The sequence below is a fragment of the Novipirellula caenicola genome (assembly GCF_039545035.1).
Classification (GTDB): Bacteria; Planctomycetota; Planctomycetia; order Pirellulales; family Pirellulaceae; genus Novipirellula; species Novipirellula caenicola.
In genome coordinates, this window is record NZ_BAABRO010000003.1 from 165,855 (window position 1) to 178,646 (window position 12,792).

Here is a 12,792-nt window from a genome sequence, read left to right on the forward strand (position 1 = left end):
CGCGACGCAGCCTGAGGCTCGGAACGACAGTCGCCTGGGTTAGTGGTGTGTCTTAGCGCGTTGTCCGATTGAGGATTTCGGACGAACGTAACGCGACAGCAAGCGAAGGATCGTTCCCGCGGTTCGCCAAGTGAACGTCACGCGAGGTTGCTTGAGGGCACGCCAACCAATTTTGCTGGCGGCAACCAAAGGAGACGAATCTCGGTCGTCAAGTTTTTTGACGAGCCAATCGTTCCACGGGGCTCGCAATCGTCCCAATCGCGACGCGTTCGCCAGCGAAGTGCTAAGTGACGCTTCCAATTTGTCGCGGATCCGTCCGGATTCTAGCAGGAAGCGATTGGCATCCTCGTCATCCTTGCCGAACTCGACGACTGTTTTTGACTCGTCGTGGAGCCGAAAACGGGCGCCGACGCTCGCCGAATAATGGACGCGAGGGTGCTTGGCGAGATAGCGAACCAGTAGGTCCCAATCAAAGCCATAGTTCAAGTTACGGTCAATTCCTCCGCAATCTTGAATATACTTTGTGCGAAACCAAAGCCCGGGTTGGCTAAAGGAGTAGCGGTCCGCCCGCAGCATCGCCGTGGCAGACAAGTTGCGGTTGTGCATCAGGTAGGGTTGCACATCGTCGCCAAACACTTCGACCGAGAGCGTGTAAAGATCAGCGGCGGGGGGGCAGCGTGAGGCCACTTCCCAAAGCGTGCCGGGCATCAGCAGGTCATCCGAGTTGATCCAGTTAAAGAATTCCCCATCGGCGAGAGCGAGTCCCTTCGCGATCGCGTCGGATTGTCCTTCATCGGGTTCGCGAATGAGCACCGAGAGATGGTCGCGGTACTTATCTAGGATGGCGTGACTTTGGTCGGTGCTGCCCCCATCGACCACGATGTACTGCAGATTCGGATAGTTTTGCAGCAGTACCGAGCGGATCGTTTGCTCCAGAAAATCGCCCTGGTTGTAACTCGGCGTGACAACGGTAATCCGCGGTGGATCGGTCGCCAGTGGAGAGGGCTGCGACTCGCAGTCCGGCTGCCAAGGCCAGCCATGATGATTCGTAGGTGGTAAATTCACAGTGGAAATAACATCGACAGAGGAAGTTGTCAGCGTCGCAAGCACGCGTATGAGGAATCGCTAATCCGTGCTTAACGAAAAATGGTGGATCCGAAATCCCATGGTTGCCCTTTTGGACAGCCACGTGGCAGGAGTCGACTGGGTGCTAAGCTTGATACGAATGACCAGTGATCCGTAATCCGATATCGACTGGTTCACCCATTCAGGTTGAAGGGACAGATTAAGTGTTTGGCGTTGCTTGACAACTTGATGTGCCGCCTCTGTTTCTCCGACGTCAAGGGTCAACCAAAACGAGTCGTTCGTGGGAGGGCTCAGTTCGACCTTCAGCGTTATGGCTTGTTGTGTGGGGCGAAGGGGGATCACCGCTACCATCGGGGCGCCGCCCATTTGGACAAACGGCCCCGCCTGAGGATCCGTTTGCACCGATGCGCCAGAGTGCATCGTTGCCAGCGTTTCCAGAGCAAGGGTGTACTCGCCGTCGTTAAGCTCGACCGGCGATGTCTGCTTGAAGCTGCCGTCGAATGTTTGGCTTGAATCCAGGTGTGGCTTCGAGTCGACTTCAATATTCGTCAGTCGTTGGGGGGGCTCTCGATCGAGGAAATATTGAATGGTGCGTTCGTTGCCAAAGAAGATGCTTAGGTTGTCGGGCACCACGACATTGAGTTGATCTTTCCGCCACTGATTGGCTTGCCCCGTCATCAGGATCCAGTCGTCCGCAGGGTGCGGCGATTGAAAATGGATCCAACTGTCGACAGGCAAATGGACGTGGCCATTTTGCAAATCCAGATCGCGGCCCTGCATCGGGCGATAGCCGGTATCCGAGATCCAGCGGTCATCGTGAATGGGTTTGGCGGCCACGACTAGCAAGGCGACGCAGCAGGCAATCGCAACGATCCACTGCGTCGTTTGGTTCAGAAAGCATCGCAGAACGCTTGTGAACAGGCAGATGTTGAGAAAGACCAACGCATAATTAATGAATGCGTTGAATGCGAACATCTCGCCATCCATCATGCATCCCCACTTGAGCGTCAAGATTTGGGCAAGGATGGAAATCAATAGCAAGCTGCTGGTCCATCGTAGCCATCGCAGCGACGCGGTTCGACGTTTCCATGCCCAACCAAGTCCGAAAAGCGTCAGCAGCATGACGGCTAACCAACCGCTATAAATCCACGGAAACGAGCTCAGCAAATCGACAAGCTCAGCGGACTCAGGTGCGTCGTGGAAGTCCCAGTATCGATAAAATTGCAAGTAGTAGTTCAGCGATTGTTCGAGGGAGTGGTCCGGTTCATCGTGAGAGCGAATGTGTAAGAGAATGCGAGCGAGATTGCTGTCGCGTAATTTCAGCCAGTCGGCGAACAAGGGAATGAGAAAGGGAATCGTAATCAAGACGCTCACGCCGACGTCTCGTTGCCACAGTGCATCGCGAACTCGGGCCCAACGGGTTGTTGTTTTTGACAAGCGGTTCTGACGCTGCCAATAGATGACGGCGGCAATCGCGACCGCGGTTAAAGGAAGAACAAAAAGCGGCTGTGCAACATGTCCGTGAATGCAAAAGCATGCCGAAAGAACAAACAACCATAGCCATTGTCGACTTCCTGCCACGATCGATGCGGTCGACAGCAGCAAGCATGTGAATGGCATTAGCAATTGATGAGGTGGCCAGATGCTAATGAATGCTTGTTCGCAAAGTTGGAAGTGGACGAAGCTTAGGCTGGCGATAATCAAGATCGGTTTCCAGCGACGTGCATGGGCGTAGATCACGCAAATCGCGAGTGACCAAAACGCGGTCTGAAGCAACATTCCCGTGAACAGCTGCGCATTGTGTTCCTCGGGACAGATGCCCAGCGTGTAATGGAAAATAAGCTGGCCGATCGCATAAACATAAAAGAAGGCTGGCCCGGGGTGAGAAAATTCCCAGCGTGAATAGTTGCCGTAGATCTCATCCAGCCTCATCGCGTCCGCGATTTGAAGGCTATTGGCTGCGAAATCTCCATCTTCGAACAGCGGGATGACGAAGTAGTGTCGGAATCCCGTGACGGTCAGGATCGCAGCGGACAGCAGGAAGCAGCAGAGAAAGCATCGCCAATAGGACGGGTAGCACGGTGAATCGATGTTTGCGCGAAGCTCACTCATGTTGTCACCGAATCAATTCGCAGGCCGGTCGAGAATTTCTCGGCGATGAGACCTGTGGTGAATGAGTGGGTAGCGTGAGGGCTCGTAATGATTTTCCGCGGTATAGGGAGGATGGAAGTGGTCACCGACGAGATCTTCGCGGACGAAAAAGGCGTTGGTTCCTGTGAAGTCGCAGCCAACCAATCGGTATCCATGCTGATGCCCCAATAATTCGAGCGCCTTCAAGCTGGCGCCGTAATTTTGCGTTCCGTCCCATGACCTTGTTGGCGAGTAGTTCGCTTTCCAATCGATGTAGGGGGGGACGGTTGCGTTGTATTCAATTGCAACCACACGTGGACGATAGGTTGCAAGCCCCTCCCACACATAGTAGGTGTTTTGGTCAATGTCGAGAGATAGAAAATCGAATTCGGTTGGGATGCCTGCGTCGGCGAACACCTCCGTCACGTTCTCTCGCGTTACCATCGCGGTGATCGTTTTTAAGTCATCGTCGGTGATGTCATCACGATGCTCGATGGTTTGTTGCATCGCGGTGCCGCCATCGATCCAGTAGCCGGTCCATCCGCAGGCGACTAAGAATGCGGTGTTGCTCTCGCGGCCGTCCTGCAGTCCGATCTCGACAAAGCATTTCGATTCGCTGCCAATTCGCCGAAAGATTTCAGCGATCATCCCGTCTTCGCCGTTCTGCGAGTTGACTTGGGCCGCAAAACTCAGCAGACGTTTGGGATCTCGGAAACGCTCGTTCGAAGACCATTCGTTCTCAATGCATCGAATGGCTTCGGTTTTTCGCATCGATGCGACCTCCTGGCGAATGTCCTGCAGGACTCCTGAGATTTCGCGGAGCGCCTCGTAGGCCAGGATTTGGTGCCGCAGGCCTGGCAGGCGAATTGCAATTTTTCCGAGAATATTTCTCATGATCGTTTCACCAAGGGGCGTCTTGCATCGAGGTCGCAAAAGGGATCGGGCTATTCTATCGACTCGATCGCACGTTGATAGGCATTTACCGTCATCTGCCCACACTGTTGCCAACTAAAGCGTTGTGCCCGTTCCATCCCCGCAGCGGATAGAGCACGACGTAAGGGTTGGTCGGCGTAAACGCGTGTCATGGCATCACCCAGTTCGTCAGGTTGCTCGGCATCCACCAGGATGCCGGCATCGCCAACCACCTCGGGCAGCGACGAGTTATCCGAACAGATGACTGGAGTGCCGCACTGCATGGCTTCTAGCGGCGGAAGCCCAAAGCCTTCGTAGAGCGACGGATAAACGAACGCGATCGCGTCGCTATACAGCGGAGCCAAGTCTTCGTCGTCTACTTTTCCCGGCGTCAGAATGTTCTGGTTCCCCGATTTTGCGAGGTATTGGATCAGCGAATCGATTTTCCAGCCCTTGGCTCCTACTAATACGAGGTAGGTGTCCTTGTCGAGTCGGTCGAGGATTTGTTCAAAGACCGAAACCAGATGCCGAAGGTTTTTTCGCGGTTCGAGCGTGCAGACACTGAGGAAGTATTTGGCATCGCCCGGAATGTGCAGTTTTTGGCGGACTTGCTCGATTTGCTGGGCGTCGGTGCAGCGAGTGAAATGTTCGGCGGCCGCCAACGGGGTGACCACAACGTGATCGGGATTGACGGTTTCGCAGAAATCGAGCAGGTCGTCGCGAGTGTTTTGTGAGTTGCAGATGATCCAGTCACGCGTCGTTAATTGTGCCAACGTCTGTTGCTGGGTCAGCGCAATGGCGGGATCAAACAGCTCGGGGAATTTGAGCGGAATCAGGTCATGTACGGTTAGAAAGCGAACAGGCCGCGGTCGCGAGTAATCAAGTGTGGGAAAGGAATGAAACGGGCTATGGATGATGTCTGCGTTTTTTAGGTTGTGTTGCGAGAATGTTGCACGTGCTTGCATCTTCTTGCACGGGTCGATGAAGGGACGTACCAAAGGGTATGCATGCGTCGAGGCAAGGTAATGGATGGGGCGTGCAATGAAATCGACGCATCGTCGCTTCGTTAGTGATGCAGTCATCGGTCGTTGCAGTGCCGGGTCACTACGGAGAGCGTCCAATACATCCCATGTATGATCCGTGTTGCCATAGGGGGTCCAGCGAAGATCGAGATCGGGTTGTTCGATCAGAAAGCGAGCGAGCCGATCGACGTAGCGAAACACTCCCGTGCGTGAATGCGGGTGTGCATGAGCGGCTCCGAGAACGGAGATGTCAAAAAGGACACGAAGTTTCATTGCGAGATCACGCGACGTTCAAATGAGGGGCCGACTTGTTTAGCAGGGGCTAGTAGCGGATGGGCAGGTTGTTTGGGTGATTGATCAGACCAGTGTTTTCCTTCCACGCCGCCGAGTCGCACTTGGATGTTCATGTCGCGATATTTTTGAAGAGAAACACACTGCCGCAAATAAATTCGAGTTGCCAACGTCTTTCATAGCCAACGCACGGTGGTTTCATGGTCAGCGGTTGTTGATGGCGTCCTTGTAGGCCTGGACTGTCAATTCGCCGCATCGTTGCCAGGTAAACTTTTCTGCTCGGGCGATCCCTTTTTCACTCAGGCGGTCCCGCAAGTCAGCATCGTGGAAAAGTTGAATCAACGCGTTCGCCAGGCTTTCTGTCGATTCCGCCGGAACGAGGATTCCTGCGTCTCCGACGACCTCGGGAAGCGACGAGTTGTCCGACGTGATCACTGGAGTGCCGCACTGCATCGCTTCAAGCGGCGGCAAGCCAAATCCTTCGTAAAGCGAGGGGTATACAAATGCCATCGCTCCGCTGTACAGCGGGGCGAGTTGGGCGTCGTCCACATAGCCGGTGACGATGATTTTTCCTAACGTGTCGGCGGCAATGTCATTAAGGAATTCTTCGATGTGCCAGCCTTTCGTGCCCACCAGGACAAGGTAGGTTTGGTCATCGAGTTCACGGTGGACTTGCTGAAAGACAGACACGAGGTGTCGCAGGTTTTTTCGTGGCTCGAGAGTGCTGACGCTTAAGAAATATCGAGCTTGTTGGGGGATTCCCAATGCGAGTTTGGTTGCTTCGATTTGCTCGGCATCGTGACAACGCGAGAAGTTGTTCGCTGCGGCCAGTGGCGTCACCCGGACCTGTTCGGGATCTAAATCAGGACGGTAGTTGAGCAGATCGTTTCGTGTCCATTCCGAGATGCATAGGACCCAGTCTTCGCTGCGAATGGCGTTGATGGTGTGTTGGAAGCGTTCACACGCGTCAGGTTCAAAGAACTGGGGGAATTTGATGGCGATCAGGTCATAGACGGTTAAAAATCGAGTGAGCGAGCGTTGTGGGGGCAGATCGGGTAAAGCGTTAAACGGGCTGTGTAGGATGTCGAATCCATTGGCAAGTTTCGAGTTAAACGTCGTTTGATTGCGTAAGCGTTCGATCAACGGCAGGGCGGGGCGGACCAGCGGGTATGCATGAGTCGCGGCGAGGTAGCGAATTGGTTTAGAAAGGGTCTCGACCGTGTGCCGTGCAAACGGCATCGAGATGACGTCGCGGTGAAACTCGGGGTCGGATCTGGCAATTTCGATGACGTCATCAAGGTGGTTGATGTTGCCGTAGGCGGTCCAGGCAACATCAATGTCTTGCCGGCCAAGAAGGTATTTGGCCACTTGCTCGACCACACGAAAGACGCCGGTTCTGCTCTTGTTGGTGACTCTCGCCGCTCCCATCACCGACAAGTCATACAGGACTCGCAGTTTGCGATCCTGTTCATGAGCGAGCGGTGGCGATGGTAGAGGTGTCACAAAGATGCCTTTGAGGGTTTGTCCAAGTGCGATTGGCTCGGTCAGAAGCCAGCCCATTCTTCGACGGTCCATTTCAGTTTAGGCCGTACCACGCCCGGCAGCGGTTCTGCGGTGATGCCGTGTCCCTCGACATCCGATACATCGAATCGAATGCACTCTTCGTCTTGGAAGGCTTCGATATGGGTCGGTACGCAGTCCACTCCTAGATCGACGGTGTAGGTGCCTCGGTTGAGCAGGTTTCCAGGGACGCTGCAGGAAACTTGATACTTCTTGCTGCGGAGGTCTTCGGCCAATGTGGTGTTCGAGCCAAACAGCGTGACGTTGTCTGCATTGCGAACGAGGACGCCGACACGAAGACCGGCCATGGGACGCAGGAGTTCAAAGTCAAGCCGCAATTCGATGGCTTGGTCAGTCGAAAATACCGCAGTCGGTTCGCTATTCGAGGTGTAGGTTGCGAAGCGAAGCGGCCGTAGGCAGGGGGTGCCTCCGATGTTGATGGTTGTTCCGTCGGGCCAGTTTCTAACCGCCCCGATCTGGTCGCCTTGCTGCTGTAGATAGTGTCCAACGACGTCGTTGATTTCGCCGATTTTAGCAGTGCGTCCCTGCTCCATCAGGCAGGCACGGGAACACAGGCTTCGTATCGCACCCATGTTGTGGCTGACGAACAGCACCGTGCGTCCGCCCGTCGCCACACTTTTCATTTTGCCGAGGCACTTGTTTTGGAATTCGGCATCACCCACCGTCAAGACTTCGTCAACGATCAGGATCTCGGGTTCAAGGTGTGCGGCGACCGCAAAACCGAGTCGGACTCTCATTCCCGATGAGTAACGTTTGACCTGCGTTTCAAGGAATTTGCCAACGCCTGCGAATTCGATGATCTCATCAAACTTTTGGTTGACTTCTCGCCGCGTCATTCCCAGCAGCGTCGCGTTCATGTAGATGTTTTCACGACCCGTCAAGTCGGGATGAAATCCGGTGCCCACTTCCAACAGGCTGGCGACGCGTCCATTTAGGTCAATCCTGCCCGTGGTGGGGCTAGTGACGCGTGAAATCAGTTTTAGCAGCGTGCTCTTGCCAGCCCCGTTGCGGCCGATGATTCCAAAGACCTCCCCGGGTTGCACGTCAAAGTTGACGTCCCGAACGGCCCAGAATTCGTGTTGCTTTGAAGGGGCGTCTGTGGAGCGATCGGTATGCTGCCGCCCCGGAAGAATCGATTTGAGCTTGCGAGTCAAGCCAGCAGCTAAATCCGTCAACGAGTCCGCATGGGTTAACCCGAGTTGGTATCGCTTAGAAAGGTTTTCGACATGGACGGCTGGTTCATTCATAACATCGTGCAGCGCGAGATCTATCGTCTTTGTTGAGAAAAAAGGGGGCGATCCGGATTAGACGATGTCCGCAAATGTAGATTCCGTTCTTCGAAAAAAGACTAGACCGGTCAGCAGTAACAAAGCGGTCAACAGCATCGACAGCGAAAACCATGTCCAATTCGGAGGCTCTGTGCCCAGTAGCGACCAGCGAAACCCCTGGACAACACTAAACATCGGATTTAAGTGGAGTAGCCATTGCCAGCGTTGAGGGACGATTTCGACGGGGTAAATCACGGGGGTTAAATAGAGTAGCGTCTGAATCAAGAACGGCACGGTGTGTTTGATGTCACGGAATCGCACGTTCAGCGCCGTCAGCCATACGCTCATCGAAAACGAGATAAGGCTTGCGGCTATTAAGAACAGGATGGCAACGGGGGCGTAAATCGACACCGCTGCGCCATAGATGACCATCAGCACCACTAAGATGGCGAATTGGATCAAAAAATCGACCACGGCGACGCCTAACGCAGACAACGGCAGGATCAGACGCGGAAAGTAAATCTTTGTCAAAATGTGCGACTGAGAAACAACGCTTTCCGATGCATTGGCTAACGAAGAGGCAAAGAAATTCCACAGCACGAGCCCCGTCAGAATAAAGATGGGGTACGCAACCTTTTGAGTTTGGTCAAAACCTGCGAAATGCCCAAAGATCAGCGAGAAGATGATCGTGGTGATCAGCGGACGAACAATTGCCCAGCCTACTCCGAGGATGCTTTGCCGGTAGATCAGCGAGATGTTGCGAGCCGTTAGAATCTTCAGCAGGTCTCGGTAACGAATCAGCTCATGGAAATCTGGCAGTGACCAACCCGATGACGGCAGGATGGTTGTTCGGTAGTGGAGACGGTCGGGCTCGGAGGTTGCTTTCGCCGACATGTTGCGATCAGTCTGTGAGTAGTGCGGGGCTCATGCATGTTCGGTGGTGGTCAGCGATGGGGCGGTTCCACTGAGCTGAAAAGGTTTCGTCGTAGTCTAGTTCGCTGTGGCTTTGTCGTATAGCTAACGCCGTGTCGGGGTGGTGAGGGGAAAATTGTTTGGCGAGCGATCAGTAGGTCAGGTCGCATTCGTTGCTTGTTGGTAGACCTCGAGTATCTGGGTTGCTGCGTTGTCCCAGCTGAATCGGCGGACGTTTTCTCGCCCGTGGTCGATCAGTCGTTTTCGCACTGCGGGGTCACCGATGTGGTTTATTTGCTCTGCGAGCCGTTCGCCCAAGCGAGGGTCGAAAAAGAGTGCCGCCTCGCCCGCGACCTCATGGAAAACCGCGATGTCGCTACAGACAAGCGGGCAACCGAGTGATTGAGCCTCGAGGCATGGAAGCCCAAAGCCTTCTTGGAAGCTTGGGAATACGAGACAGCGAGATGTGCGGTATTCGTTTCGCAGTTGCTCGGTGGATAGATGGCCAAGGTTGCGAATTCGGTTCGATAGGTTCAGGCTGCGGATCAGGAGGGTTTCTGCACTCGAAAATTTTGGGCCCACCACATTTAGTTGCACGTCGGAAGGCCACTGAGGGGTCTGCATCGCGTCGAGCAGGCAGTGGAAGTTCTTGTAGCCCGTTCGCTGGCCGATGTAGAGCGCATTTTTTCCCGAGTCGGCGGAAATCGATGGCATGGAGTCCGTCGGCAATAGATGCTCTGCCCCATGGTGAATGACTCGCGTCTTGTGTTTCAGTTCTGGGTAAAACCGCGATAACTCGGATGCCGTGATATGGGAAACGCAAATTAAAATCTCGGCACGTTCGAGTGTCGCTTGTTTGATCGGAATGGCTTCTTGTAGCTCTCGTATTCCGATCGGGAAGTGCGACTCGGCGATCATGTCATGGAGGGTGGCGACGCATTTCGTCCCGTGGTCGATCGGAAGGGTTAGCCCGGTGGGGTGATAGAGATCGGCGCGAGCGAGTTCTGCTGGGTCTCGCCGGAGGGCCAATCGCCGTCGTAGGCGAGTCGCAAGATGGTGGCGAGGGATCTCCGAGCGGCCCGGGTCTTGGTAGACACGGACGCCGGCGGGTATCGGTTGCAGCGGTTTAGACCGCAGCCAAAGCGTGTAGTCCACGTCGCGACTTGTGCGAGACATGATTTCGTAAAAGACCCTCCAGATCCCCAGTTGGCGAGGGTTTTCAAAGGCGCTGCCGTCGATCCAGACGTTCATTTCGAGCGGTTGCGTCCCTGATGAGTAAGGCGGTACCGAGGCAAGCGGCGGGTTTCCAGGCCGCGTCCAATTTAGCTGCGGGGGCCACGCAGGGCATCTGATGGCACACAGAGTTTTCAGCTGTGCGAGCTTTAGCTTGTGCGAGGGTGCACTGAATTGGCCGGTCTTATGACTATGTCCCCTGGTCGCATTGGGTTCACCCGCTGCAGCGGATTTTCTTTGTCGCGACCGGATTGCATCGGCCGATGCCAAGAATCGTGGGGGCTGCCGCCGTGCGATGTGAAATCGCGGGGCTAGGTCGCCTGCGTGGCGAAGAGAAGAAGTGGTCAGAGGCGGGCTCGAACCGCCGACACCGGCCTTTTCAGGGCCGTGCTCTACCAACTGAGCTATCTGACCGTTCGCGTTTCAAAAAGTTGAAACGGCGAATTTCCAAGAGGTTAATATCTACCTTGGGTGTCACGCAAGGGTATGATGAAATATCTTTATTTGAAGTAAACTTCTTTTTGCTTCTAGAATTGCTTTTCGCCGTAAATGACGTCGGTTCTGCGATCGGCGTTACATTAACTCTTTTCTAAGAATATCGCTGACATGGCTACAAAGCCCCACGTTTTGCTGCTTTTTCTTGTCTCGCTGTTGGCCGTTTCGTGTTTCAATAGTCGAGATGTTAATGCGTACACGTCGGACGATCCCGTTGTCCTGAAGATGGTCGACGGTGGAATTCGGTATCTCGAAGCGAACTTAAAGACCCAGACGAAGTACCCGCTGAATGTATTTTATTCGGGCGGGTACGGAGAGCATGCCTTGGCGGGGTATGCCCATATGAAAATGAGGCATGACCCGCAAAATCCGGTCGTGCAGCAAGGGATTCGCTCGGCATTGTCGTTTGTCCGGGCCGCGTCAGGCCGCGATAACGGCGGACACGAAAGCAAGTCGGTTTACGTGGCGGCCGTTTCAACGCTGCTTTTGGCAGAGGTCGACCGGATCAAATATCGCAGTGAATTGGAACAGCTTGAGAAGTATTTTCGCCGAGTTCAGTTTCGCAATGGCGGCTACGGTTACCCGGGGGACCAGCAAGGTGACGTCTCGCAGACTCAATACGCCATGCTGGCGCTTTGGACGCTTGATCGCGCTGGCTTGGTTGTCGATTACGAGGGGGTCGCGGCTACCGTAAATTGGCTGATGCGGGTGCAGGATCCCAACGGAGGGTGGCCTTACAAAGGCATCGATCCTGGAAGTGGCAAACGTGTGAAGCAGCAAAATATTAAAGTTGCCATGACGTATGCAGGCGCGAGTGCCCTGCTGATCGGAGGAGACACGTTGCGACTGTGGGGCAATGGGCCCGAAGGGGATGGTGCTGGGATCACGGGACTTCCGAAGGCTGTGGGACTTTTCAAGGAAGGTTTTGAAAACGTCAGCGCCAAGCGTCCGCAGCTTCCTGTGGAGCCCATTCTTTCGTCCATCGAAGAAGGTGAGCGTTGGTTGGCGGCGAACAAAAAGCTCGGGGCGGATTGGCCTTATTACAACATCTACACCATCGAGCGATACGAAAGTTTTCGCGAGATCGCGTTAAAGTTAGAGAAGAATCCGAGTCCAGCTTGGTACAACGAAGGCGTGGAGTTTCTGAAGTCGAAAGAGCAGAATCGTGGGGGATGGCCCCCAGGGATCATGTATTCGGCGGCTCCGATTTCCACTTCGTTGGCATTGCTGTTTTTAAGCCGCAGTACGCAAAAGGCGATCGAACAGGCTAGTACCGGCGCGACTCAGGGGGGCTGGGGTTTGCCCGAGGATACCACCGCGATCAAGGTCGAAGGGACTCAAATCAAGGGCAGCGCTCCGGCAAACGAAGTTAACGATTTGCTCGATATGCTCAGTGACGATGAGGGCGGAGGGCTCGAAGGAAAATCGATCCCCGAAGACCTGAAATTGGACCCCGATCCGAAGAAGCGAGCCGCTCAAATCGATCGGCTCGAGCGTCTCGTTCGCGGCAGCCGGTCGTGGCAGGCGCGTCGCGTTGCCGCTCGCTTGCTCGGCCAAAGCGATGAAATGAGAGTCGTGCCAACGTTGATTTTTGCGCTGAGTGATCCTGATCCGTCGGTGCCCCGTTATGCTCGCGACGGGTTGCGATTCATCAGCCGGCGTTTCGAGGGATTCGGGATGCCGGACAAGCCCACGAAGTCCGAAGTGACGCAGGCTCAGCTGCAGTGGCGAGAATGGTACCGAAAATTCAATCCAGGGTACGTCTTTATCGATTACGATTTGTAACCGACTCGTGTCGAGGATAGGCTTTTCGTCTCTCGCTTCCGCGTGGGTTTCTTGTTTTTGCTTTTGTCGTGTAGGTA

9 protein-coding genes and 1 tRNA gene are annotated in these 12,792 nt (G+C 54.6%); 1 reads left to right on the forward strand and 9 read right to left on the reverse strand.

Going from position 1 to position 12,792, the window contains the following annotated elements; all coding sequences use genetic code 11:
- Positions 1 to 39: 39 nt before the first annotated feature.
- From ABEA92_RS08095 to ABEA92_RS08135, 9 genes are all read right to left on the reverse strand, one after another.
- Complete coding sequence (locus tag ABEA92_RS08095; RefSeq protein ID WP_345683316.1) at positions 40 to 1,065, reverse strand: glycosyltransferase family 2 protein; 1,026 nt, start codon at positions 1,063 to 1,065, stop codon at positions 40 to 42.
- 60 nt (positions 1,066 to 1,125) lie between these two features.
- Entirely contained in the window at positions 1,126 to 3,198 is a 2,073-nt protein-coding gene (locus ABEA92_RS08100) for a hypothetical protein (protein WP_345683317.1), read from the reverse strand.
- A 12-nt stretch (positions 3,199 to 3,210) separates the two neighbouring features.
- Positions 3,211 to 4,110 (reverse strand): hypothetical protein, encoded by a 900-nt coding sequence (locus ABEA92_RS08105; protein WP_345683318.1) that lies wholly within the window; start codon positions 4,108 to 4,110, stop codon positions 3,211 to 3,213.
- A gap of 50 nt (positions 4,111 to 4,160) precedes the next feature.
- Positions 4,161 to 5,423: a glycosyltransferase family 4 protein gene (locus ABEA92_RS08110; protein ID WP_345683319.1), complete on the reverse strand. Its 1,263-nt coding sequence runs from the start codon at positions 5,421 to 5,423 to the stop codon at positions 4,161 to 4,163.
- A 222-nt stretch (positions 5,424 to 5,645) separates the two neighbouring features.
- Positions 5,646 to 6,944 (reverse strand): glycosyltransferase family 4 protein, encoded by a 1,299-nt coding sequence (locus ABEA92_RS08115; protein WP_345683320.1) that lies wholly within the window; start codon positions 6,942 to 6,944, stop codon positions 5,646 to 5,648.
- Between the two features lie 41 nt (positions 6,945 to 6,985).
- Positions 6,986 to 8,269 (reverse strand): ABC transporter ATP-binding protein, encoded by a 1,284-nt coding sequence (locus tag ABEA92_RS08120; protein ID WP_345683321.1) that lies wholly within the window; start codon positions 8,267 to 8,269, stop codon positions 6,986 to 6,988.
- A 57-nt stretch (positions 8,270 to 8,326) separates the two neighbouring features.
- Positions 8,327 to 9,184: an ABC transporter permease gene (locus tag ABEA92_RS08125; RefSeq protein ID WP_345683322.1), complete on the reverse strand. Its 858-nt coding sequence runs from the start codon at positions 9,182 to 9,184 to the stop codon at positions 8,327 to 8,329.
- Between the two features lie 177 nt (positions 9,185 to 9,361).
- Positions 9,362 to 10,453: a glycosyltransferase family 4 protein gene (locus ABEA92_RS08130; protein WP_345683323.1), complete on the reverse strand. Its 1,092-nt coding sequence runs from the start codon at positions 10,451 to 10,453 to the stop codon at positions 9,362 to 9,364.
- A gap of 323 nt (positions 10,454 to 10,776) precedes the next feature.
- Positions 10,777 to 10,849, reverse strand: a tRNA-Phe gene (locus tag ABEA92_RS08135).
- Between the two features lie 192 nt (positions 10,850 to 11,041).
- On the opposite strand from ABEA92_RS08135, the gene ABEA92_RS08140 reads away from it, so the two are divergent.
- Positions 11,042 to 12,715, forward strand: a complete 1,674-nt coding sequence (locus tag ABEA92_RS08140; protein WP_345683324.1) for a hypothetical protein — start codon at positions 11,042 to 11,044, stop codon at positions 12,713 to 12,715.
- The last annotated feature ends 77 nt before the right edge of the window (positions 12,716 to 12,792 follow it).